Genomic DNA, 22,835 nt, shown 5'->3' with positions numbered 1-22,835 from the left:
GTCCGTCGGCTGGTACGGAGAACTTGCGCTATTTGGTCGGCGTGAGCCTGCCTCGACGCTCGCGAAGCTGCTTGAGCGCGTCGTCGAGGAGCTGCTCGGCCTCTTCCTCCGTGCGGCGCTCCTTCACATAGGCCAAATGCGTCTTATACGGCTCGAGCTTGGACATCGCAGGCGGGTTCTCCTTGTCCCGGCCCGCGGGAAGGCCCGACGTCGGGCAATCGATGATGTCCGGGATCTCCTCGTCGGGAAGGTTCGCTGCGAAGTAACGGACGGTCTCATTGCCGAGCGCGTCCCAGTACTGCACAGCGATCCGCTCTGCGTGGAAGCCGTGGTCCTGCTCGCCCATCGGGCCGGAACCGACCCGAGACCCCCTGATCGCGCTGCCGCCAGCTGACATGAATCCTCCTTGATCGCGCGAAAGGCAACGACGTACGCGTCGCTACGCGCTGAACTTCGTGATGAGCCCCAGCACGACGATGCAGGCGAACCAGACCAGACCGAGAACGACCGTGATGCGGTTGAGGTTGCGCTCAGCCACACCGGAGGCTCCGAGGTTGGAGGTCATGCCACCGCCGAACATGTCGGACAGACCGCCACCGCGTCCCTTGTGCAGCAGGATGAGGAGGGTCAGCAGGAGGCTCGTGATGCCGAGCAGCACCTGGAGAACGACCGTGAGAATCTGCACGAGTGAAGGGCCTTTCGGATTGCGGGAGGCGAGGATCAGTATATCGATTTCCTCAAACCCCGACGTGCTTCTGGTAGCGCACGATCGCCGAAAAGCCGTCCACATCGAGGCTCGCCCCGCCCACGAGCGCACCGTCGACATCCGGCTGACGCATGAAGCCCGCGATGTTGTCCGCCTTCACGGATCCGCCGTAGAGGATGCGCGTACCCTTTGCGGTGTCGTCGTCGAGGCGTTCGGCGATCGCGGCGCGCAGCGCTGAGGCGACCTGCTGCGCCTGCTCCGGCGTGGCCGCCTGTCCCGACCCGATAGCCCACACGGGCTCATACGCCACGACGAAGTCGGTGCCCTTCGGGAGCGACTCCAGCACCGCGTTCAGCTGCGCGACCGGCACGGCGCTGGCGCCGTGCGTCTCGAGGTCCTCGGCAGTCTCGCCCACGCAGATCAGCGGCACCAGCCCGGCGCCGAGCGCCGCTCCGGTCTTCGCCGCGACGACCTCATCCGTCTCACCGTGCAGCGTGCGACGCTCCGAGTGGCCGATGACGACGTAGGTGCAGTCCAACTTGGCGAGGAACTCTGCCGCGATTTCTCCGGTGAAGGCACCAGGGGCGTGCTCGCTGACATCCTGGGCCCCGTACACGATCGGAAGCTTGTCTGCCGCGACCAGGGTCTGCACGCTGCGCAGGTCAGTGAACGGCGGGAAGACGGCCACCTCCACAGCGCCGAAGTCGTGGCGGGCATCCTTCAGGCTCCATGCCAGCTTCTGCACGAACGCGATCGACTGCAGATGGTCGAGGTTCATCTTCCAGTTGCCGGCGATGAGCGGAACGCGGCCGCCTTGCGGCTGTCCACCGCCACGAGCCGTTGTCACACCTGCCATCCCAGCACCTCCAGTCCTGGCAGCGATTTGCCCTCGAGGAACTCGAGGCTCGCTCCCCCGCCGGTCGAGATGTGACCGAACTGATCGTCGTCGAAACCGAGCGCGCGCACGGCCGCGGCGGAGTCGCCCCCGCCGACGACGCTGAGTCCGCGCGTCTCGGTCAGAGCCTCGGCCACTGCACGGGTGCCGGCGGCGAACGGCGCCAGCTCGAACACGCCCATCGGTCCGTTCCAGAACACCGTCACCGACTCACGGACGATCTCCGCAAACTTCGCCGCCGTCTCCGGCCCGATGTCGAGGCCGAGTCCGGATGCTCCCCACGGGGTGTCCTCGATGCCCGCGATCGGACGCACCTCGTGCTCCGCGTCGGCGCCGAACTTCGACGCAACGACGATGTCCGTCGGCAGGATGAGCTCGACGCCGAGCTCCTGCGCCTTCTCGAGATAGCCGCGCACCGTCTCGAGCTGGTCCTCCTCCAGGAGGCTGGAGCCGACGTGGTAGCCCTGTGCGGCGAGGAAAGTGAACAGCATCCCGCCGCCGACGAGCAGCGTGTTCACGCGCGGCAGCAGGTGCCCGATCACGCCGAGCTTGTCGGAGACCTTCGAACCGCCGAGCACGACCGTGTACGGCCGCTCCGGGCTGCTGGTGAGGCGCTCGAGCACGTCGAGTTCGGTCGCGATGAGCAGGCCGGCAGCGCTCGGCAGCGCCTTGGCGAGCTCGTAGACGCTCGCCTGCTTGCGATGCACCACCCCGAAGCCGTCCGAGACGAAGGCGTCGCCGAACGCGGCGAGTTTCGCTGCGAAGGCGGCACGGTCATCTTCCGACTTGCTCGTCTCCCCCGGGTTGAAGCGGAGGTTCTCGAGCACCGCCACATCCCCATCGGCGAGCGACGAGACGGCATCCTTCGCAGACTCCCCGACCGTGTCGGTGGCGAAGCGCACCGGCTTGCCGAGCAGTTCGCCGAGGCGCGCCGCCACCGGCGCGAGGCTGTACTTCGGGTCGGGGGCGCCGTCCGGACGGCCGAGGTGCGAGATGACGACGACGCGGGCGCCCTGCTCGACGAGGGCGTTCAGAGTGGGCAGCGACGCGCGGACACGACCATCGTCCGTGATCTCCCCGTCCTTCAGAGGGACGTTGAGATCACAGCGGACGACGACCGTGCGACCGGCGAGCGCACCCAGCGAGTCGAGAGTGCGGAGGGTCAACCGAGTTCCTCGTCTGTCGCGATCAGAGACGCTCGGCGACGTACTCGGTCAGGTCGACGAGGCGGTTCGAGTAGCCCCACTCGTTGTCGTACCAGCTCGAGACCTTCACCAGATTTCCGCTGGCGTTCGTGAGGCCGGCGTCGAAGATCGACGAGTGCGGGTTGTGCTGGATGTCGGTGGAGACGATCGGGTCGTCGTTGTACTGCAGGATGCCCTTCAGCCGCCCGTCGGCCGCCGCGGCCTTGTATGCGGCGTTGATCTCGTCGACGGTCAGGTTCTCACGGCCGGTGACGAGCGTCAGGTCGACGATCGATCCCACTGGGACCGGCACGCGGTACGAGGAGCCGCTGAGCTTGCCGTTGAGCTCCGGGAGGACCAGGCCGATCGCCTTCGCAGCGCCGGTGGATGCCGGCACGATGTTGATCGCTGCGGCGCGTGCGCGGTGCAGGTCCTTGTGCGGGCCGTCCTGCAGGTTCTGGTCGGCCGTGTAGGCATGCGCGGTCATCATGAAGCCGCGCTCGATGCCGAACGTGTCGTTGAAGACCTTGGCCAGCGGGGCGAGGCAGTTCGTCGTGCAGGAGGCGTTCGAGATGATGTTCATCGTCGACGGGTCGTACTTCTCCTCGTTCACGCCCATGACGAACGTGCCGTCCTCGCCGGTCGCGGGTGCGGAGATGATGACCTTCTTGGCGCCGGCCGCGATGTGCTTGCGCGCCAGGTCGGCGTTGGTGAAGAAACCGGTGGACTCGATGACGATGTCGACGCCCAGCTCGCCCCATGGGAGGCCCGCCGGGTCGCGATCCGCCAGAACCTTGATCGGCTTGCCGTTCACCACGATGCTGTCGTCGGTGACCTCGACTGTGGCGTCAAGACGGCCGCCGACCGAGTCGTACTTCAAAAGGTGTGCAAGGGTCTTCGTGTCCGTCAGGTCGTTGACGGCGACGATCTCGAGGTCGCTGCCCTTCGCGAGTGCTGCGCGGAAGTAGTTGCGACCGATGCGGCCGAACCCGTTGATGCCGATCTTCACGGACACGAATGTCTCCTGTTACTGGGGCGCCGAAAAGGCGCTGGATTCGATGGGGGACGAACGGACGACGGTGTCCCGGGCGGTTCCCGCCCGGGACACCGACCCGCTTACGACAGTACCAGCAGGCCCGAGGTCTTCTCGCGCGCCCGCGTGAAGCGCTCCTGCACGTCGGCCCAGTTCGTGATGTTCCAGAACGCCTTGACGTAGTCCGCCTTCACGTTCTGATAGTCGAGGTAGAACGCGTGCTCCCACATGTCGAGCATGAGGAGCGGAACGGTCGCCGTCGCCAGGTTGCCCTGGTGGTCGTAGAGCTGCTCGATGATGAGCTTCTGCCCGAGGGAGTCCCAGGCGAGGATCGACCATCCGGAGCCCTGGATGCCCAGCGCAGACGCCGTGAAGTGCGCGCGGAACTTGTCGAACGATCCGAAGAACTCGTCGATCGCCGCGCCCAGCTCACCGGTCGGCTTGTCGCCGCCGTCTGGCGAGAGGTTCGTCCAGAACACAGTGTGGTTGACGTTGCCGGCGAGGTTGAAGGCGAGATCCTTCTCCAGCTTGTTGATGTTCGTCAGGTCGTCGTTGTCGCGCGCCTCGGCGAGCTTGGCGATGGCGGTGTTCGCCCCGTCGACATAGGCCTTGTGGTGCTTGTCGTGGTGCAGTTCCATGATCCGGCCACTGATGTTCGGCTCGAGCGCCGAGTAGTCGTATGGAAGGTCAGGAAGCGTGTAGTCAGCCATTCACTCTCTCCTCGTGATCGACCCGCGTGCGAGGTGCGCAGCGCGGTCTGAGCAACCGTTCCAGTTTAGTGAGCGCGCTGGAGGTTGGGGTGGCTACAGGTCGAGGTCGGCAGGAAGGCTGGCCTCGGTGCCGGGGATGCCCAGATCGGCGGCGCGCTTGTCCGCCATCGCGAGCAGGCGGCGGATGCGGCCGGCCACGGCGTCCTTCGTCATGGGCGGGTCCGCGTGGTGGCCGAGCTCATCCAGGCTGGCGTCGCGGTGCGAGAGCCTCAGTTCTCCTGCGTAGCGCAGATGATCCGGGATGGTGGGCCCGAGGATCTCCATGGCGCGCTCGACTCGTGCGCACGCGGCGACGGCGGCCTGCGCGGAACGCCGCAGGTTCGCATCGTCGAAGTTCACCAGGCGGTTGGCAGTGGCACGAACCTCCCGGCGCTGCCGCAACTCCTCCCAGGTGCGCACGGTGCCCGTCGCACCCATGCGGGCGAGCATCGCGCTGATCGCCTCGCCATCGCGGATGACCACACGGTGCACGCCGCGCACCTCGCGCGCCTTCGCAGGGATGTCGAGGCGGCCGGCCGCGCCGACCAGCGCCATCGCGGACTCGTTCCCAGGGCAGGTGATCTCCAGAGCAGCGGACCGGCCGGGGTCGGTGAGCGAGCCGTGCGCCAGGAACGCGCCGCGCCACACGGCGGCCAGGTCTTCCTTGGAGCCCGTGGTCAGCCGGTTCGGCAGCCCTCTGATGGGTCGCCGGTGCTGGTCGAGGAGTCCGGTCTGACGGGCGAGCGTCTCGCCCCCTTCGAGCACGCGGACCGTATATACCGTGTTCTTGCGGATGCCGCCGGCAGAGGTGACCGAGACCTCGCTGCGCACACCGTACAGTTCGGCGAGCGCCTTGCGTACGTGACGGGCCAGTGCGGGCGAGTCGAGTTCCGCCTCGACGGCGATGCGGCCGGAGATGAGATGGAGTCCGCCGGCGAGGCGCAGGATGGTGGCCAGTTCCGCTGCACGCACCGTGTTCTTGCCCGCCTCGACGCCGAGGAGCTCTTCTTTGACGTCAGCGGTCAGTGCCAATCGCGTGGTTCCGTTCTGTGTTGAAAGGTCTCGTGTCGGTCGTAGCTGCCGTCCGGGCAGGGAGGCGACGCGGTACGCGATGCGTCATTCCCGGCCGAGATCGCGGTGCTTGATCGCCACTGCGACGCCGGGAGCATCGCGCAGACGAGCGGCCAGCGCTTCCGCCATGGCCACCGAGCGATGCTTGCCCCCAGTGCAGCCTACCGCGATGGTGGCGTGCCGCTTGTTCTCTCTGCGATACCCCTCCAGCACCGGACGCAGTGCCTTCGAGTAGTCGTCTACGAACTCCACGGCGCCCGTCTGCTCGAACACGAAATCGCGCACCTCCGGGTCGAGACCGGTGAGCGCGCGCAGATCGGGCTGCCAGAACGGGTTGGGCAGGAAGCGCGCGTCGGCGACGAGGTCGGCATCCGGTGGCAGTCCGTATTTGAAGCCGAAGCTCATCAGCGTGAGCTGGATGTCTGCGGAGTCCTGAGCAGCGAAGATCTGGTTGATCTCCACGGCGAGCTGGTGGATGTTGAGGTCCGACGTGTCGATGATGATGTCGGCAGATTCGCGCAGCTCGCGTACGCGGGCACGTTCGGCAGTGATGCCGTCGAGGATCGTGCCGGTTCCCTGCAGCGGGTGCGGACGGCGCACGGACTCGAAGCGGCGCACGAGCGCGGCATCCGTCGCGTCGAGAAACAGCACGCGCACCTGCACGCCGCCGCGCAAAGACTGGATCATCTCCTGCAGGTCGGAGAACAGGCCGCGGCCGCGCACATCGACGACAGCCGCGACCCGCGGCAGTCGGGACCCTGCGCGGCCGGCCAGGTCGATGAGCGGGCGCAGCATCTGTGGCGGGAGGTTGTCGACGACGTACCAGTCGAGGTCTTCCAGCGCGTTGGCCACCGTGGAACGACCCGCTCCGGACATGCCGGTGACGATCAACAGCTCCTGCTGCTCCGAGCTCTCGGGTTCCTCGCCCATGCGTCCTCCACCACGCCGCGTGCTCCGCCACGCCGTCCCTGGTGCTCGGCGCTCGGCGTGATCGGGCTCACACCAGCCTATCGGCAACGCCGTTCGGCCAGTGCTGGCGGGGCTGGCAGACCTGCGACGGCGGTTCCGGTGACGGAGAGACGGATGTCTGCCTCGTGTCGGAACGTGACAGAACCGTAATCTTCGAGTACTTTCAGACGGTCGGTCTTGCCCCGGTACGTTTCCGTACGGATTCAACCGCACCGAGGCCGACGACGACACGAATCCCCTATGAACGAATCCCGCACGAAACACCGGGCCGCCCCGGCCGACCTCCGCAGCACGCGCATCCGGCGCGCAGATACGGGCAAGGAACGTCAGGCGACTCGTCGTGGCGGCACTGCGGGAGGAGTCCGGCGGGCGCTGCGTGCGTTCCTCATCTTCGGCGTCGTCGGCGGAATGTTCGCGACCGTCTCGCTGCCGGCCTTCGCCTCGTCGCCGCAGGGCGACCCGGTTGCGACGATGTCGTACCATCACGGCGCCGCTCAGCGACTCGCCATCGGGGCCGTCATGGCACCGGATCCGCAACACGACGACTTCTCCGCGACGACTCAGGAAGAGCTGGACCGCGCGAAGGCGGCGGCCGCTGCAGCGGCGAAGGCGAAGCAGGCGGCATCGGCGCTCGGCAACGTCGACCTCAACATGGTCGCCGCTGGTTCCGGCGCGGTGCGCTGGCCGCTGCCCTACTACGACTCGATCGGCGACGGATTCATGGCAAGGGGTGGCGAGCACCAGGGCGTGGACCTGCTCGTGGGTGCTGGGACGCCGATCTTCGCCGTGGCCGCCGGAACGGTGAAGGTCTCGAGCGAGAGCTACTACGGCTACGGCGTCGGAGTCGTCATCGAGCACGAGATCGGCGGGCAGCGGGTGGAGACGACCTACGGCCACATGACATACGGGAGTCGTGCCGTGCAGGCGGGAGACACCGTTGCCGTGGGACAGCTGATCGGTCTCGTCGGCAGCACGGGGCAGTCGACCGCGAACCACTTGCACTTCGAAGTGCGGGTCAACGGCGGCCTCGTCGATCCGTTGGCCTGGCTGCGGGCGAACGCGGGCTGACGGCACCGGCGAGTCTGTAGTTCCGGCTGACTCCCGCTCCGAGACTCAGCCCCGCAGCGCCTCCTCGACCGTCGCGGCGAGCCGCGGGCCGATGCCGCGCACCTCGGCGATCTGCTCCACGCCGGCCTTCTTCAGCTCGGCGACCGAGCCGAAGTGCCGCAACAGCTCCTTCACCCTGGCCGGGCCCAGTCCGGGCACGTCGGCGAGGACCGAAGCGATGTCCCGCTTCCGACGAGCGCGTTGATACGTGATCGCGAAGCGATGCGCCTCGTCACGAATGCGCTGCACGAGGAACAGGGCATCGCTGTTGCGGGGCAGGATGACGGGAAAGTCGGAGTCCGGCAGCCACAGCTCTTCCAGTCGCTTGGCGATCCCTGCGAGCTGGATGCCCGTCACACCGGACTCCTCCAGCGCACGCCTCGCCGCCGCGACCTGGGGCTGCCCGCCGTCGACGAGCAGCAGCTGCGGCGGATACGAGAACTTGCGCGGGCGCCGGCCCACCTCGGCCTCCGCGATGTCGTTTGCCGTACCCGCAGCATCCGAACCGTCCGCGTCCGCCGTCGCCGGCCCCTTGCTCGCCTCCTCGACGGCATCTGTGCCGGCCTCGTCCGGGTCGGACTTCAGGTACGCGAGCCGCCGGGTGAGCACCTGGTAGATGGATTCCGTGTCGTCGGTGGAAGCGGGAATGCTGAACCTGCGGTACTGGTCCTTTCGCGGAAGGCCGTCTTCGAACACGACCATCGACGCGACGATGTTGGTGCCGGAGAGGTGCGAGACGTCGTAGCACTCCATGCGCAGCGGCGCCTCGTGCATGCCCAGCGCATCCCGGATGTCTTCGAGTGCCTGCGACCGCGCGACGAAGTCCGCGCTTCGCCGGGTCTTGTACAGCATGAGCGCGTTCTTGGCGTTCGTCTCAGCGGTCTGCGCCAGCGCGGCCTTCTCCCCGCGCTGTGCGACGCGGAGTCGCACCTTGGACGGCGCCACTCCCCTGCTGCGCGTGCCTTGCGCACCTTGCGTTCGGCGCGTGCCGAGCCACAGTTCGAGCTCGGCTGCGTCATCAGGCAGCACCGGGACGAGGATCTCGCGCGGCGGGGCGAACTCTCCTTCGTAGGCATTCTCCAGCACCGTCTCGACGAGCTGGGCGACGTCGACGTCGAGCTCCTTGTCGACCACCCAGCTACGTGTTCCGCGAATGCGGCCGCTTCGCACGATGAACTGGTGAACCGCTGCGGCGAGCTCGTCGTCGGCGATGCCGAAGACATCCGTGTCGACGTCGTCCGAGAACACGACGGCCGTCTTCTCCATCACGGCGCGCATGGCCTGGATACTGTCGCGGTGGCGGGCCGCCGCCTCGTACTCCTGGTGCTCGGCGGCCTCGCGCATCCGCTGCTCGAGGGCACGCACGTAGCTGGTGTCGTTGCCGGCCATGAACGACACGAAGTCGTCGGCCACCTCGCGATGCTCATCCAGGGTGACCCGGCTCACACACGGTGCGACGCACTTGCCGATGTCGCCCAGCAGGCAGGGGCGGCCGGTCAGCTCAGCCCTGTGATACACGCCGTCTGAGCAGCTGCGCATCGGGAACGCCTTGAGCATGAGGTCGAGCGTCTCCCGGATGGCCCACACCTTGGTGTACGGGCCGAAGTAGCGCGCCCCCTTGATGCCGCGGTTGCGGGTGACCATGGCGCGCGGCACCTCGTCGGCGAGCGTGACCGCGAGGTACGGGTAGGTCTTGTCGTCGCGGAACTGCACGTTGAACGGAGGGTTGAACTCCTTGATCCACGTGTACTCGAGCTGCAGAGCCTCGAACTCGTTGGCGACGACCGTCCACTCCACGCTGGCGGCCGTGGTGACCATGCGCCTGGTGCGCTCGTGCAGATTGCGCAGTGGCTGGAAGTAGTTGCTCAGCCGGGCGCGGAGGTTCTTCGCCTTGCCGACGTAGAGCACGCGCTTCTTGGCGTCCCTGAACCGGTAGACGCCCGGTCCGGTGGGAATCTCGCCGGTCTTGGGACGATACGGGACGGTGTCTGCCATCGCGGATCAGGCGGTCTTCTGCTCGACGCGAGAGTCGGCATCCAGCATCTCGCGCAGGAACACGCCGGTGTGGCTGCCCTTGACGGTCGCGATCTTCTCCGGTGTGCCCGTCGCGATGATGCGACCTCCGCCTGAGCCGCCCTCCGGACCGAGGTCGATGATCCAGTCCGCGGACTTGACCACGTCGAGGTTGTGCTCGATCACGATGACCGTGTTTCCCTTGTCGACAAGACCGTTCAGCACCTCGAGCAGCTTGCGCACGTCTTCGAAGTGCAGCCCCGTGGTCGGCTCGTCGAGCACGTAGACGCTGCGGCCGTTACTCCGTCGCTGCAGTTCCGTCGCGAGCTTCACGCGCTGGGCCTCGCCACCGGAGAGGGTTGTCGCGCTCTGTCCGAGTCGCACGTAGCCGAGCCCCACGTCGACGAGTGTCTGCAGGTAGCGGTGGATGGCGGAGATCGGCTTGAAGAACTCCGCGGCCTCCTCGATCGGCATGTCGAGCACTTCGGCGATGTTCTTGCCCTTGTAGTGCACCTGGAGCGTGTCCCGGTTGTACCGGGCTCCCCCGCAGACCTCGCACGCGACGTACACGTCGGGCAGGAAGTTCATCTCGATCTTGATCGTGCCATCGCCTGAGCACGCCTCGCAGCGCCCGCCCTTGACGTTGAAGCTGAACCGGCCGGGCAGGTAGCCGCGAGCCTTCGCTTCGGCGGTTTCCGCGAACAGTGTGCGGATGCGGTCGAACACGCCGGTGTACGTCGCCGGGTTCGACCTCGGTGTACGGCCGATCGGCGCCTGGTCGACGTGGACGACCTTGTCGAGGTGCTCCGTGCCGGTGACGCGGGTGTGCTTGCCCGCCACTTTGCGCGCACCATTGAGGCGGTTCGCCAGCACCCGGTACAGGATGTCGTTCACCAGGGATGACTTGCCCGAGCCGCTCACGCCGGTGACGGCGACGAAGACGCCGAGCGGGAAGTCGACCGTCAGGTTGCGCAGGTTGTTGGCGTTCGCGCCGACGACGCGGAGCATCCGTCCCGGGTCGACCGGCCTGCGCACGGCGGGCGTCTCGATCACACGACGACCGGCGAGATAGTCGCCCGTGAGGGACTCCGCGTTGTCGAGCAGTTCGTCGTACGTGCCGGAGTGCACGACGCGGCCACCGCCCTCACCCGCTCCCGGCCCGATGTCGACGATCCAGTCCGCCGTGCGAATGGTGTCTTCGTCGTGCTCGACCACGATGAGCGTGTTGCCGAGGTTGCGCAGGGCGACGAGCGTGTCGATCAGCCGCCGGTTGTCGCGCTGGTGGAGTCCGATGCTCGGTTCGTCGAGCACGTAGAGCACCCCGGTGAGGCCGGAGCCGATCTGGGTGGCGAGCCGGATGCGCTGCGCCTCGCCGCCGGAAAGCGTCGCGGCCGCGCGGCCCATGCTGAGATAGTTCAGCCCGACCTGGATGAGGAAGTCGAGGCGCACCTTGATCTCGCGGAGCACCTGGGCGGCGATGACCTGCTCCCGCTCGGTCAGTTCGAGCTTGTTCATGAACGATCTGGCGTCGGCCAGGCTCAGGTCGGCGACGTCGGCGATGCTGTGGCCGTGGATGAGAACGGCCAGAACCTCGGGTTTCAGCCGTTTGCCCTGGCACACCGGGCACGGCACCTCGCGCAGGTACTCGGCCCAGCGCTGCCGTTGGGTGTCGGAGTCCGCCTGCAGGTACTGGCGCTCGATGTACGGCACCACACCCTCGAATCCCGACGTGTAGCTGAGCTCGCGGCCATAGCGGTTGCGCCACTTGACCTTGACCTTGAAGTCCTTGCCGCGCAGGATCGCGTCGCGCACGGTGCGCGGCAACTCGTCCCACGGCGCATCCAGATCGAAGTCGAGATCGCGGGCGAGGCCGTCGAGCAGCTTGTCGTAGTACTGATACAGGCCCTTGCCCTGGGTGCTCCACGGCAGGATCACGCCCTCCGAGATGCTCAGCGAAGGGTCGCCGAGCAGCAGTTCCTCGTCGACCGACATGCGAGTGCCGAGGCCGGAGCACTCGGGGCAGGCACCGAACGGCGCGTTGAACGAGAACGTGCGCGGCTCGATCTCGGTGAGCTGGATCGGGTGCCCGTTCGGGCAGGCGAGCTTCTCGCTGAAGTTGCGCGTCGCATCCGGCCCCGACTCGTCGACGAAGCTGACCGAGACGAGTCCGTCGGTCAGGCGAAGCGCGGTCTCGAGCGAGTCCGTGAGGCGGGTGAGGATGTCCGGGCCCGCGACCAAGCGGTCTACGACGACCGAGATGTCGTGCTTGTACTGCTTCTTCAGCGTCGGCGGGGCGGAGAGCTGCACCTGTTCCCCGTCGACGAGGGCACGTGAGTAGCCGGAAGCCGACAGCTCGGCGAACAGGTCGACGAACTCGCCCTTCTTCTGCTTGACCACCGGGCTGAGTACGAGGTAGCGGGTTCCCGGCTCCAGCTCCATGAGCTGGTCGGCGATCTGCTGCACCGTCTGCCGCTGGATGACCTCACCGCAGACCGGACAGTGCGGAACGCCGATGCGCGCCCAGAGGAGCCGCATGTAGTCGAAGATCTCGGTGATGGTGCCGACCGTCGATCGGGGGTTGCGGTTCGTGGACTTCTGGTCGATGGACACCGCCGGACTGAGGCCCTCGATGAAGTCGACATCGGGACGGTCCACCTGCCCCAGGAACTGCCTGGCATAGGCCGACAGCGACTCGACATAGCGGCGCTGCCCTTCGGCGAAGATGGTGTCGAACGCGAGCGACGACTTGCCCGACCCGGAGAGCCCGGTGAAGACGACCAGCGAATCCCGCGGGATCTCGACATCCACGTTGCGGAGATTGTGCACGCGGGCACCGCGAACGCTGAGTTTGGAGTGGGTTTCCACTTTCGAGATCGACACGGCGAAAAGTCTAGAGAGAGGGTCTGACAAACGAGTGAGCCGAGAGCGATGGATGCTTGCATCCACCCCGAGGCGATCGAGTTTTTTGAGCTGCGAAGCGGCGATCGCATTCGCCTGCCGCGAACGTCCGAGGCGGGTCGCCGGTCATCGCCTGCGGATGACGAGCACGACGAGCGCGCCGGCACAGACGGCGCCCACGGCGGCGAACGCTCCGGGCAGGGGCAGAAGCATCGGACGCACCGAGGCGAAGATGAGCACCGCGACGAGTACGCACTGAGCCGGCACCTGCACGGCCACCCAGCCGAGCAGCGGTCGGCGGAGCACTCGCGCCTGCAGTACCCCGCCCGGCTCGACCACGATCGAGAGCGCACCGATCACGTGCAGCAGGTGCACGACGGCGAGAGTGACGTACGGATGCCAGTCCGTGGGCTCGGGCACTCTCCCGAGCTGGGCCAGCGCGATGACGAGCGCACACCCCCACACCGCCAGCGTTGCGGGGAACAGGGCGCCGAGGATCGCGAGTGCGAGCCCGAGGTATGCGAACGGAACGGGCACCAGAAGAAGCGCGGCGACGCCGCCGACCAGTGCGATGGCGAGCCGCGGAGCGAATCCGGGCAGGTGCGGGCCGACGGAGATCCTGGCGTGCAGACGTTCGCTCATGACCGCCTCGGCCGGCTCACGGAGCGAAGGTCGGCTGCGAGCTCAGCAGACGACCGGTGCCAGGCGATGACATCGGCACCCACCGCACGCAGATCGAGCAGCCTCTCGTCGCGGCGGCCGAGCACCACGCGCAGCGCGAGGAGCTGGCGACGGTTCAGACCGTTCACGTCGGGCCGCGGCAGCGTGTCGACGGCCAGCACGCGGTGTCCGGCGGCGCGCCACAGGGATGCCAGCCGTACCGCATCGCCGTCGAGGAACGTGGAGAGCAGCACGATCATCGCACCCGGCGCGACAAGCGGCGTGCGCGCGCGCGTGAGGAAACGCGGATGCGGCGCCGTGCGCGCGATCGCCGCCTTCAGCCGCTCGCGCTGCCGGCCGCCCGAGCCGCGAGGCACCGCTCCTCCGGCCCGCGACAGCACCTGGAACGCCACCGCGTCGCCCGCGTCGAGGTAGGCGGAGGCGAGGCTCCAGGCGGCGTCGCGGGCGACATCCATCGACGTCGTCCCGGTCAGCGTCGGGTCACCGAGCGTCCACTCGGCGACCGCTTCCCCCACGTCGTCCGCGTCGTCGAACACGATCGCGACGTCGATGTCGGAGGTGGCGTTGGTGCGTCGTACGTACAGGTCGCCGGGCCGCCGAGCCAGGCGGGCCGTGGCCTTCCAGTCCACCCGGCGGAGCCGGTCGCCGCTGACGAACGGGTGGATGTCGCGGAACTCGCCGCCGTCGCCCGGTCGGCCGGACTGGTGTGCACCGGTGAGTCCACGCAGCCGGTGAGGGACGGGCAGGAAACGGATCGGGGTCAGCTCCGGCTCGACGACCACGTGGAGGGAGGTAGGAGGTGCGACGTCGGCGACGAACGCCGCTCCGCGAGTCACACCACGCTGCTCCGCCGCGAGGAGTTCCTGCTCGCCGGAGTGCGCCAGGGGAACCCGTGCGTGCAGTCGGGCGGGTGGAACCACGGCGAACTGCTGCACCTCGAACCCGAGCGTGGTGACGCGCAGCAGCACGAGTTCGACGTCGTCGGAAGCAGTCACCTCGATGTGCACCGGTGCCGCCGGCCGATACGTTTCAGCGCGTACGGCGGCCCTCGCGGTTCGCGTCCGTTCGCGCGCCGGCGGTCGCTCGGCCGGCTCCTCCCCCTGCGTCTGCACGAGAGTCACCTCGACCGAGTCCGTCGCGGGCCGTCTCGTCGCGATGGCCACGGCGACGAAGAGTGCCACGCCGACGAGCGCGACGTCGCCACGGCCGAACACGATCGCCGCCGCGCAGACGATCAGCCCGCACAGCGTTCCGGCCGCGGGGACGGCGGTGCGCCGCCAGATCGTCACGACCCTGTTCCGTCACGCACCGTTCCGGCCCGCGCCACCACGGGCGGGCCCGGCACCATGTCCACGATGCCCGCGACGATGCGTGCGGCATCCGTTCCTGCGGCCCATGCGGCCGGCGTCAGAGTGAGGCGATGCGCCAGCGCGGGCACCGCAACGCGCTTGACGTCGTCGGGCGTGACGTAGTCCCTGCCGTCCATCACCGCCAGCGACCGGGCGACGAGCATGAGCGCCTGCGAACCGCGAGGCGACGCGCCGACCTCGACCGTGCGGTCGGCACGGGTGGCCGCCGCGAGGTCGACGCAGTAGCGCAGGATGTCCGCATCCACGTGCACGCGCTCGACGCCCGCCTGCATGGCCAGCAGGCCGCCGGCATCCGTCACCGCGGCAACCGTTGCCACCTCCCGGCGGCGTGCCAGCCGGTTCGCGAGCACCCGCTCCTCCTCCGCACGGTCCGGATAGCCGACGCTCAGCCGCACCAGGAACCGGTCGAGTTGCGCCTCCGGAAGGGCGTAGGTGCCCTCGTACTCGATCGGATTCGCGGTCGCGATCACGTGGAACGGGGCGGACAGTGCGAAGCTCGTCCCCTCTACCGTCACCTGTGCTTCCGCCATGGCCTCCAGCAGCGCGGACTGCGTCTTCGGTGCGGTGCGGTTGAGCTCGTCCGCCAGAAGCAGACCGGTGAAGACGGGCCCTGGCCGGAAGACGAAGTCCCCGCTGGCCGGGGCGTACACATACGAGCCGGTGATGTCGGCGGGTAGCAGGTCCGGTGTGCACTGGAGGCGCCGGAACGGCAGACCCATGGCCGAGGCGAGGCTGCGCGCCGCCAGCGTCTTGCCGAGGCCCGGTACGTCTTCGAACAGCACGTGGCCCCCCGCAAGGATGCTCGCCATGGCGATGCGCAACGGCTCACCCTGCCCGATGACGACGCTCTCCACGGCGGCCAGTACCGCGGTCGTCGTCTCGGCGATGGACGCGATGGATGCGGCCTCGGTCTGCGAGCGCACTGTCATGCTGTCGTCGGTCACAAGAGATCAGTGTCCTCTTCTGTCGGGTGTGGATGGAGCGTCGGAAAGGCCGTCCAGCACATCGAGACAGCCCACCAGCTGTGCGACCGAGGGAAGCACGCCTCGTACCGGGTTCAGGGCGGCGTACGACGGCTCCCCGATGAGGGCGACGATCGCGTCCCGATCGCCCGCCGACGAAAGGTCGAGGCCGAACCGTGCAAGGCGCACGGCGGCCAGTTCGCGTACGGCTTTGAAACCCGGTTCGCGCACCGATCCTCTGCGCATCTGGAACCCCCACGCGAGCCGGGAGACATCCGACCGCGTGCCAGGTCGCGGCGTCGGGCGTTCGAACGGCCAGCGTACGGCGCTCGGTCCGCTGTAGGCGGCCCAGGCGAGGCCGATCGCGATCGTGAGGAACCCGATCGCGCAGGCGAACCCGAGATCGACTCCGAAGAACCAGAGCACGACGCTCGCGACCACGCCGGCCGCCACGGCTCCAACGGTCCTGCCCGCTGTGATGCCGCCGGGACGGCCTTGCGGATCTGTCACGGGGTGCCTCCCCGATCCTCGAGGGCGGAGGATCCGCTGCTCGGCAGATCCGGTACCGGGCGGTGCTGCGCCCTGCCGGCGTTAGTCGATTCGTGCCACGAATCCCGCAATCGGGCGAGGCAGGCGCGCGCCGACTCGACCGTGCTCGCGTCGACCTCATGCCCGCCGAATCTCACCCCCTGGTACAGGTCGAGCAGGGTGAGCGCGGCATCTCGATCGGTGCCGAAGCGGGCGATGATACGGGTCGTGTACTCGCCGGGCGTCTCCGACGGGCGGCGCCCCGCGCCGGATGCCTCCGCCGCCTCCTGCAGACCGAGCCACGCCCGCACGATGGCATCGTGCGGCTCCCTGGCGTCGTCGAGCAGTGCGATGGCGCGATCGATGCCGCGCACCACGACCGGCGCGATCGGGTCGTCGGTGCGAGTGTCCGCGGTCGGCGCCGAGACCGCGGACACTCGGCCATCCCTCGGCTCCGTGATAACCCGCGATCGGCGCAGAAAGCGCCTGATGAGGTAGACGAGGATGCCCGCCACCACGATCGCCGCCAGTGCCGCCCATAGCAGCCACAACTGCAGCTCGGCCGGCGAGAAGTGCTGCGCCGGCCCAGGGACCGCGCTGCTGGTCTGGAACGGTGCGGGCGCGACGGAACGCGGTGCTCCGTTCCCGGCCGTCGGGAGCCAGAGCGGCCGCCCTGCGCGGAGCGGTCCCGACACCAGCGTTCCCATGACCAGGGCGAGCCCGAGCAGCGTGACGGCGACGATCACACCGATTGCCGATCGTCGAGGATCCGCACCGCCCTTGCCCACTCGTTCACGTTAGGGCACGTTGCCCGGCACGTGCTCCGCGATGCGCTCGGCATTCCGCCCGTCGATCGCCGCATCGATGATGCGCACGGCCTCCGCGTGCGTGACTCCGCCGTTCGCAAGGTACGAGCCCTCGACGAGGACGGCCCGGATGCCCGCGGCAGTCGCACCCTTGACGTCGGCGACCGGGTTGTCGCCGATCAGCCACACCTCGGGAGGATCGCCGAGCTCGGTGATGGCATACGAGAAGATCTGCGGGTGCGGCTTCTCCCACCCGATCGCGGCTGAGGTGAACACGCGGTCGAAGAAACCCCCGAGCCCCAGAGCGTCCACGATCTGCGGAAGCTCGGGCACGTGGTTGCTGAGCACGGCCTGTCGTGCGCCTGCGGCTTGCAGCGCACTCAGGGCATCCAAGGCCCCGTCGATCACTCGCCAGGCGGAGACGTCGCTGAACCGGATGCGCACAGCGGACGCCGCATCGTCGGCGAGCGTGTCCGGCACACCGGCGCGAAGATACGCGGCTCGCAACACGGGATGCAGGGCGGACCACCAGGCGTCGGGATCGGTGAAGTGCCGGCGATCCACCGTCGTGTCCTGCCACGGGAAACCCGTACGCAGGTGCACCTCGATCGCTTCTGCGGTGAGGCCGTGCCCGGGCCAGAGCGGCTCGAGCACGTCGACCATGCACGACGACCAGTGCCCCGGGCGCTCAGCCAGCGTTCCGTCGAAATCCCACAGCACGACGGTGCCGGCCAGATCACGGGTCACGCGTGCCCGACCTTCTCCATCTGGCGCAGGTCCCGCTTCAGGTCGGCGAGCTCGTCGCGCAGCCGCGCCGCGAGCTCGAACTTCAGCTCACCCGCGGCGGCGAGCATCTGGTCGTTCAGGTCCGCGATGATCGACTCGAGCTCCTCAGCACCCTCGGCCGCGATGCCTTCGCGACGAAGGTTGGGCGTCGGCGCCTTCTTCTTCGACGAACCCGTTCGCGCGGCGAGCATCTTCTGGGTGTCTGCTCCCTCCCGCGCCAGCACATCCGTGATGTCGGCGATGCGCTTGCGCAGCGGCTGCGGGTCGATGCCGTTCGCCGTGTTGTATTCGACCTGCTTCTCCCGGCGGCGGTTCGTCTCGTCGATCGCCTGTTTCATGGAGTCGGTGAGCACGTCCGCATACATGTGAACCTGGCCGGAGACGTTGCGCGCGGCGCGGCCGATGGTCTGGATGAGCGACGTCGACGACCGCAGGAATCCCTCCTTGTCGGCGTCGAGGATGGCTACCAGCGACACCTCGGGAAGGTCGAGTCCCTCGCGCAGCAGGTTGATGCCGACGAGCACGTCGTACACGCCCTGTCGCAGCTCGGTGAGCAGTTCCACGCGGCGAAGGGTGTCGACATCGGAGTGCAGGTACCGCACCCGCACGCCCGCCTCGGCGAGATAGTCGGTGAGTTCCTCGGCCATCTTCTTCGTCAGCGTCGTGACGAGCACGCGTTCGTCGCGCTCCACCCGCACCCGGATCTCCTCGAGCAGGTCGTCGATCTGGCCCTTCGTGGGCTTCACCACGACCTCGGGATCGATGAGGCCGGTCGGGCGGATGATCTGCTCCACCACACCGTCGGCGATGCCCATCTCGTACCGTCCCGGTGTCGCCGACATGTACACCGTCTGCCCGATGCGCTCGGTGAACTCCTCCCACTTCAGCGGGCGATTGTCGAGTGCGCTGGGCAGGCGGAAGCCGTGCTCGACGAGGGTGCGCTTGCGCGAGGCATCCCCCTCGTACATGGCGCCGATCTGCGGCACGGTCACGTGCGACTCGTCGATGATGAGGAGGAAATCGTCGGGGAAATAGTCCAGCAGACAGTGCGGCGCCTCCCCCGGCGCCCTGCCGTCGATGTGGCGAGAGTAGTTCTCGATTCCGGAGCAGAAGCCGATCTGCTCCATCATCTCGATGTCGAACGAGGTGCGCATGCGCAGGCGCTGCGCCTCGAGCAGCTTGCCCTGGCGCTCCAGTTCCTCCAGACGCTCCGCCAGTTCGATCTTGATCGTCCCGATGGCTCGCTGCATCGTCTCAGGGCTCGCGGCGTAGTGCGTTGCAGGAAACACGGAAACCGCATCCAGCTGCTTGATGACCTCGCCGGTGAGCGGATGCAGCGAGTACAGCGCCTCGACCTCGTCGCCGAACAGCTCGATGCGGATCGCGTGCTCCTCGTACATCGGGATGATCTCGATGGTGTCGCCGCGCACCCGGAACTTGCCACGGGAGAAGTCGATGTCGTTGCGCTGGTACTGCATGTTCACGAACATGCGGATGAGATTGTCCCGGCCGATCTGCTGGCCCACCTGCACGGCGGCCATGGCATCCAGGTACTCCTCGGCCGCACCCAGGCCGTAGATGCACGAGACGGTGGACACCACGACGACGTCGCGTCGGCTCAGCAGCGAGTTCGTCGTCGAGTGCCGCAGTCGCTCCACTTCGGCGTTGATGGACGAGTCCTTCTCGATGAAGGTGTCCGTCTGCGGAACGTAAGCCTCTGGCTGGTAGTAGTCGTAGTACGAGACGAAGTACTCGACAGCGTTGTGCGGCATCAGGTCGCGGAACTCGTTCGCCAGCTGCGCGGCGAGCGTCTTGTTGTGCGAGAGCACGAGCGTCGGACGCTGCACCTGCTCGATGAGCCACGCGGCCGTCGCGGACTTGCCGGTGCCCGTCGCGCCGAGCAGAACGACATCCGTCTCCCCCGCGTTGATGCGAGCGGCGAGCTCCTTGATGGCCTGCGGCTGGTCACCGCTCGGGGAGTACTCGCTGACCACCTCGAACGGGCGGACTGCACGGGTGGGTTGCATGGATTCAAGTCTAGGAAGACCCCCTGACAAGCGGGGGCGCCGCGAATACGCTCGGGCCGGATCACGCTCAGAGCGGATCGTCAAGCACGGGCTGCATTCTCAGCAAAATGCTCAGCTGCGCAATCAGGGCACTTACGGTAAAAACGTACCTTTCGGAGAATGTACTCAGACGCGGGTGACGGAACGACACGATGACGGCGACGACGACGAAGCACACGGCGAAACGCGGAACACCTCTCCTCTGGCATCGTCGGCGCGGCCGGGTCGTGGTGCTGCTGTGCATCATGTACTTCATCGCGTACTTCGACCGGAACAACATCGCGACGGCCGGGCCGAGCATCATCAAGGAGTTCCATCTCACCAACGCCGAGTTCGGCCTCGCCGCATCGGTGTTCGCGCTGTTCTACGCGCTGCTGCAGATCTTCGGCGGCTGGATCGGCGAGAAGATCGGACCGCGGCGCGGGCTGCTGATCCTCGGCGTCCTCTGGGGGCTCTCCACCCTGTTCACCGGGCTCGCCGTAGGGCTGGCGACGTTGCTGATCGCCCGCGCGATTCTCGGGTTCAGTGAGTCGGCGACGTTCCCCACCGCGACGCAGGCGATGAGCCGGTGGGTGCCGGCCGACCGCAACGGGTTCGTGCAGGGCATCGTCCACTCGGCGTCTCGCCTGGGAACGGCGCTTGCGCCGATCGCAGTCGCAGCGATGATCCTGTGGAGCGGATGGCGGTCTTCCTTCGTCTACGTCGGCATCCTGAGCATGTTGTGGGCGCTGATCTGGTACGCCATGTTCCGCGACCGGCCCAAGGAGATGAAGGGCATCACGAAGCAGGAGCTGGCCGAGGTTCCCGACCTGCCCAAGGCGGCGGACCTGCCGCCGGTGCCCTGGAAGCGGCTGATCCGCACGATCCTGCCCGTCACGCTCGTCGATTTCGCGTACGGCTGGGTGGCGTGGGTGTTCTTCACCTGGATCCCGACGCTGCTGTCGGATGTCTACCATCAGGACGTCGCGAAGTACGGTCTGCTGACCTCGCTCGTTCTGATCGGCGGCGTAGTCGGCGACACCCTCGGCGGGGTGGCCAGCGACTGGCTGCTGCGCCGCGGCTGGTCCGCCAGCGGCTCGCGCCGCACGCTGCTTCTGATCGGGTTCATCGGCGCGGGCGTCTGCCTCGTGCCTCTGGTATTCACGCCGCCGCTGACCCTGACCGTCGTCTCGCTCGGACTCTCGTTCTTCTTCCTCGAGCTGACGAACGCGCAGCTGTGGGCGATCCCGATGGATGTCGCACCGCTGTGGTCGGGAACGGCGAGCGGCATGATGAACACCGGCTTCGGCGTCGCGGGCATCGTGTCGCCGATCATCGTCGGTTCGCTGGTCGACGTCACCGGAGGATTCGCGTGGCCATTCGGCCTCTCGATCGGCATCCTCGTGGCCGCTACGGTGCTGGCCGGCATCATGCGTCCCCGCATCGTGCGGCCGAACGTGCCGGCTGACGATGCCGCGGTCACCGGTCAGGCGTGAGCGTTCCCCTCAGCCGCACGCGCTGAACCTTACCTGTGGGTGCCCGCGGAACGTCATCCACCACGGTGATCGTGCGCGGTCGCTTGAACCGGGGAAGCCGTTGCGCGGCGAGCGTCGTCAACCGCTCCACCAGGGTGCGGTCGTCCTCGTCGCTGCGTGCCACCTCGGCCGGGATCACGAAGGCGACCGGCACGGCGCCGAGCACGTCGTCGGGCGCGCCGACGACGACGACCTCCCGGACCGCCGGGTCCTCGAGGAGCGCCTCCTCGACCTCCAGCGGGTACACCTTCTCGCCGCCGCGGTTGATCACGTCGTCGACCCGGCCGGCGAGCGTGACGTAACCGTCGGCATCCACCGAACCGAGGTCTCCCGTGCGCAGCCAGCCGTCCGCATCGAACCGGTCGGCCGCCGCTGCGCCGAAGTAGGAGTCCACCACGCCGGCGCCGCGGATCCAGAGCTCGCCGATCTCGTCCTGCCCCACCGGGCTCCCGGCCGCGCCGCGCACCTGCACCTCCGTGCCGACCGGAACGCCAACGGTTCCGGGACGTGGAGCATCCACCGGTGTCGCCGTGATCTGGCTCGACGCCTCGGTCATGCCGTAGCTGACCACGAGCGGGATGCCCGTGAACGCCTCGGCCACCGGGCCGGGCAGTGGGGCCGACGCCGTGCGGATGAGCCGCAGCCCGCGCGGCGCTTCGATAGGTTCGGTGGCGAGCACGGCGAGGATCGCGGGCACGGCGTTGATCCACGTGATGCGGCGGTCGGACATCAGCGGCCAGAATCCGGTGCGGTGGAAGCGCTGGTCGAGCACCAGAGTCGATCCGGCGACCAGTGTGGCGAGCAGCCCGACGACCTCGGCGTTGATGTGGAAGAGCGGCAGCGGGTTGTAACCGCGATCCTCAGAGGTCAGACCGAGGTGCTCGGCGACGGCCGCTCCGACGAACGCGAGCTGATCGGCGCGCAGTTCGACGCCCTTCGGGGTGCCGGTCGAACCGGACGTGAAGAGCATCGCCGAGCCTCCGTCGCGGAAAACGGGTGCCGCGGCCCGGCTTGCCGCGCCGCCCCCGGCAAGTGGCATCGCCGCTGACCGCGTCGCACCGAGCTCAGGCGGGTCGATGCGTCTGACGCCGGCCGCTGCGGCGAACGCGGCATCCGCCGTGACTATGACGGGCTCGCTTTCGCGGGACGAACCGGATGCGACCAGCTCGGCGAGGCGGGCGACGTCGGCAGGCGCGAGTGCCGGATCGAGCGGAACGCATCGGTGCCCTGCAGCGATGACGCCGAGGTGTGCGACCGCGAACGTCAGCGGGTCGGGCTCCCGGAGGAACACAGTCGTGGGTTCATCGAGGCCCGCGCCGGCGGCGAACCCCGACGCCGCCTCCATCGCCTGGGCGTACGTGAGATTGCGATCGCTGCGCGCGTCTTCGAGGTAGGCGCGACCGCCGTCGGAGGCTGCTCGGTCGATCAGGAGCCGTCCGATCGAAGGGATGCCTGTGCCGTCCGTTCGTTCGCCGCTCATCCCATCGAGGGTATCGG

20 protein-coding genes are annotated in these 22,835 nt (G+C 68.0%); 2 read left to right on the top strand and 18 right to left on the bottom strand.

Going from position 1 to position 22,835, the window contains the following annotated elements:
- Positions 1–28: 28 nt before the first annotated feature.
- From ACYVI5_RS05220 to rapZ, 8 genes are all read right to left on the bottom strand, one after another.
- Entirely contained in the window at positions 29–397 is a 369-nt protein-coding gene (locus tag ACYVI5_RS05220; RefSeq protein ID WP_460579280.1) for an RNA polymerase-binding protein RbpA, read from the bottom strand.
- Between the two features lie 42 nt (positions 398–439).
- Positions 440–685 carry a preprotein translocase subunit SecG gene (secG, locus tag ACYVI5_RS05215; RefSeq protein ID WP_460537622.1) on the bottom strand — a complete coding sequence of 82 codons (246 nt, stop codon included), beginning with the start codon at positions 683–685 and terminating at the stop codon, positions 440–442.
- A 52-nt stretch (positions 686–737) separates the two neighbouring features.
- A complete protein-coding gene (tpiA, locus tag ACYVI5_RS05210) occupies positions 738–1,562 on the bottom strand; it encodes a triose-phosphate isomerase family protein (protein WP_460579279.1) in 825 nt (274 codons plus the stop codon).
- Entirely contained in the window at positions 1,550–2,767 is a 1,218-nt protein-coding gene (locus ACYVI5_RS05205; protein WP_460579278.1) for a phosphoglycerate kinase, read from the bottom strand. Before ACYVI5_RS05205 ends, tpiA begins: the two co-directional genes overlap by 13 nt.
- A 22-nt stretch (positions 2,768–2,789) precedes the next feature.
- Positions 2,790–3,800, bottom strand: coding sequence for a type I glyceraldehyde-3-phosphate dehydrogenase (gene gap, locus ACYVI5_RS05200; protein WP_460579277.1), 1,011 nt, complete (start codon positions 3,798–3,800; stop codon positions 2,790–2,792).
- A 101-nt stretch (positions 3,801–3,901) separates the two neighbouring features.
- Positions 3,902–4,528: a superoxide dismutase gene (locus ACYVI5_RS05195; protein WP_460537630.1), complete on the bottom strand. Its 627-nt coding sequence runs from the start codon at positions 4,526–4,528 to the stop codon at positions 3,902–3,904.
- Positions 4,529–4,621: 93 nt separating this feature from the next.
- The gene (whiA, locus tag ACYVI5_RS05190) at positions 4,622–5,599 is read right to left on the bottom strand and encodes a DNA-binding protein WhiA (protein ID WP_460537632.1); all 978 of its coding nucleotides are present in this window, start codon (positions 5,597–5,599) and stop codon (positions 4,622–4,624) included.
- Between the two features lie 84 nt (positions 5,600–5,683).
- Positions 5,684–6,568 carry a RapZ family nucleotide-binding protein gene (gene rapZ / locus ACYVI5_RS05185; RefSeq protein ID WP_460579276.1) on the bottom strand — a complete coding sequence of 295 codons (885 nt, stop codon included), beginning with the start codon at positions 6,566–6,568 and terminating at the stop codon, positions 5,684–5,686.
- A gap of 279 nt (positions 6,569–6,847) precedes the next feature.
- On the opposite strand from rapZ, the gene ACYVI5_RS05180 reads away from it, so the two are divergent.
- Positions 6,848–7,675 (top strand): M23 family metallopeptidase, encoded by an 828-nt coding sequence (locus ACYVI5_RS05180; protein ID WP_460579275.1) that lies wholly within the window; start codon positions 6,848–6,850, stop codon positions 7,673–7,675.
- A gap of 45 nt (positions 7,676–7,720) precedes the next feature.
- Here the strand turns inward: ACYVI5_RS05180 and uvrC are convergent, their stop codons facing one another.
- From uvrC to uvrB, 9 genes are all read right to left on the bottom strand, one after another.
- Positions 7,721–9,709 (bottom strand): excinuclease ABC subunit UvrC, encoded by a 1,989-nt coding sequence (gene uvrC, locus ACYVI5_RS05175; protein ID WP_460579274.1) that lies wholly within the window; start codon positions 9,707–9,709, stop codon positions 7,721–7,723.
- 6 nt (positions 9,710–9,715) lie between these two features.
- Positions 9,716–12,607 (bottom strand): excinuclease ABC subunit UvrA, encoded by a 2,892-nt coding sequence (gene uvrA, locus ACYVI5_RS05170; RefSeq protein WP_460579273.1) that lies wholly within the window; start codon positions 12,605–12,607, stop codon positions 9,716–9,718.
- Positions 12,608–12,751: 144 nt separating this feature from the next.
- Entirely contained in the window at positions 12,752–13,267 is a 516-nt protein-coding gene (locus ACYVI5_RS05165; protein ID WP_460579272.1) for a hypothetical protein, read from the bottom strand.
- Positions 13,264–14,595, bottom strand: a complete 1,332-nt coding sequence (locus ACYVI5_RS05160) for a DUF58 domain-containing protein (protein WP_460579271.1) — start codon at positions 14,593–14,595, stop codon at positions 13,264–13,266. The genes ACYVI5_RS05165 and ACYVI5_RS05160 overlap by 4 nt, the downstream gene beginning before the upstream one ends.
- Positions 14,592–15,605 (bottom strand): AAA family ATPase, encoded by a 1,014-nt coding sequence (locus ACYVI5_RS05155; RefSeq protein ID WP_460537680.1) that lies wholly within the window; start codon positions 15,603–15,605, stop codon positions 14,592–14,594. The genes ACYVI5_RS05160 and ACYVI5_RS05155 overlap by 4 nt, the downstream gene beginning before the upstream one ends.
- Positions 15,606–15,626: 21 nt before the next feature.
- Positions 15,627–16,148: a hypothetical protein gene (locus tag ACYVI5_RS05150; protein ID WP_460579270.1), complete on the bottom strand. Its 522-nt coding sequence runs from the start codon at positions 16,146–16,148 to the stop codon at positions 15,627–15,629.
- Positions 16,145–16,954, bottom strand: a complete 810-nt coding sequence (locus tag ACYVI5_RS05145) for a DUF4129 domain-containing protein (protein WP_460579269.1) — start codon at positions 16,952–16,954, stop codon at positions 16,145–16,147. Before ACYVI5_RS05145 ends, ACYVI5_RS05150 begins: the two co-directional genes overlap by 4 nt.
- 9 nt (positions 16,955–16,963) lie before the next feature.
- The gene (locus tag ACYVI5_RS05140) at positions 16,964–17,719 is read right to left on the bottom strand and encodes an HAD family hydrolase (RefSeq protein ID WP_460579268.1); all 756 of its coding nucleotides are present in this window, start codon (positions 17,717–17,719) and stop codon (positions 16,964–16,966) included.
- Positions 17,716–19,785, bottom strand: a complete 2,070-nt coding sequence (gene uvrB, locus ACYVI5_RS05135) for an excinuclease ABC subunit UvrB (protein WP_460537652.1) — start codon at positions 19,783–19,785, stop codon at positions 17,716–17,718. The genes ACYVI5_RS05140 and uvrB overlap by 4 nt, the downstream gene beginning before the upstream one ends.
- A gap of 191 nt (positions 19,786–19,976) precedes the next feature.
- Here uvrB and ACYVI5_RS05130 point away from each other — a divergent pair, with 191 nt between their 5' ends.
- Positions 19,977–21,299 carry an MFS transporter gene (locus ACYVI5_RS05130; RefSeq protein ID WP_460579267.1) on the top strand — a complete coding sequence of 441 codons (1,323 nt, stop codon included), beginning with the start codon at positions 19,977–19,979 and terminating at the stop codon, positions 21,297–21,299.
- On the opposite strand, the gene ACYVI5_RS05125 is transcribed toward ACYVI5_RS05130, so the two are convergent.
- Positions 21,283–22,818: a class I adenylate-forming enzyme family protein gene (locus ACYVI5_RS05125; protein WP_460579266.1), complete on the bottom strand. Its 1,536-nt coding sequence runs from the start codon at positions 22,816–22,818 to the stop codon at positions 21,283–21,285. The genes ACYVI5_RS05130 and ACYVI5_RS05125 overlap by 17 nt on opposite strands.
- Between the last annotated feature and the right edge of the window lie 17 nt (positions 22,819–22,835).

This window comes from Humibacter ginsengisoli (assembly GCF_054780095.1).
Note: the sequence above shows the minus strand (reverse complement) of the source record. Positions and strands in the feature narration are given on the sequence as shown.

Bases quoted from the DNA above. Each gene is read 5' to 3' on its own strand.
- ACYVI5_RS05220 (WP_460579280.1), bottom strand. From the start codon at position 397: ATGTCAGCTGGCGGCAGCGCGATCAGGGGGTCTCGGGTCGGTTCCGGC.
- tpiA (WP_460579279.1), bottom strand. From the start codon at position 1,562: ATGGCAGGTGTGACAACGGCTCGTGGCGGTGGACAGCCGCAAGGCGGC.
- ACYVI5_RS05195 (WP_460537630.1), bottom strand. From the start codon at position 4,528: ATGGCTGACTACACGCTTCCTGACCTTCCATACGACTACTCGGCGCTC.
- rapZ (WP_460579276.1), bottom strand. From the start codon at position 6,568: ATGGGCGAGGAACCCGAGAGCTCGGAGCAGCAGGAGCTGTTGATCGTC.
- ACYVI5_RS05180 (WP_460579275.1), top strand. From the start codon at position 6,848: ATGAACGAATCCCGCACGAAACACCGGGCCGCCCCGGCCGACCTCCGC.
- uvrC (WP_460579274.1), bottom strand. From the start codon at position 9,709: ATGGCAGACACCGTCCCGTATCGTCCCAAGACCGGCGAGATTCCCACC.
- ACYVI5_RS05165 (WP_460579272.1), bottom strand. From the start codon at position 13,267: ATGAGCGAACGTCTGCACGCCAGGATCTCCGTCGGCCCGCACCTGCCC.
- ACYVI5_RS05155 (WP_460537680.1), bottom strand. From the start codon at position 15,605: ATGACAGTGCGCTCGCAGACCGAGGCCGCATCCATCGCGTCCATCGCC.
- uvrB (WP_460537652.1), bottom strand. From the start codon at position 19,785: ATGCAACCCACCCGTGCAGTCCGCCCGTTCGAGGTGGTCAGCGAGTAC.
- ACYVI5_RS05130 (WP_460579267.1), top strand. From the start codon at position 19,977: ATGACGGCGACGACGACGAAGCACACGGCGAAACGCGGAACACCTCTC.
- ACYVI5_RS05125 (WP_460579266.1), bottom strand. From the start codon at position 22,818: ATGAGCGGCGAACGAACGGACGGCACAGGCATCCCTTCGATCGGACGG.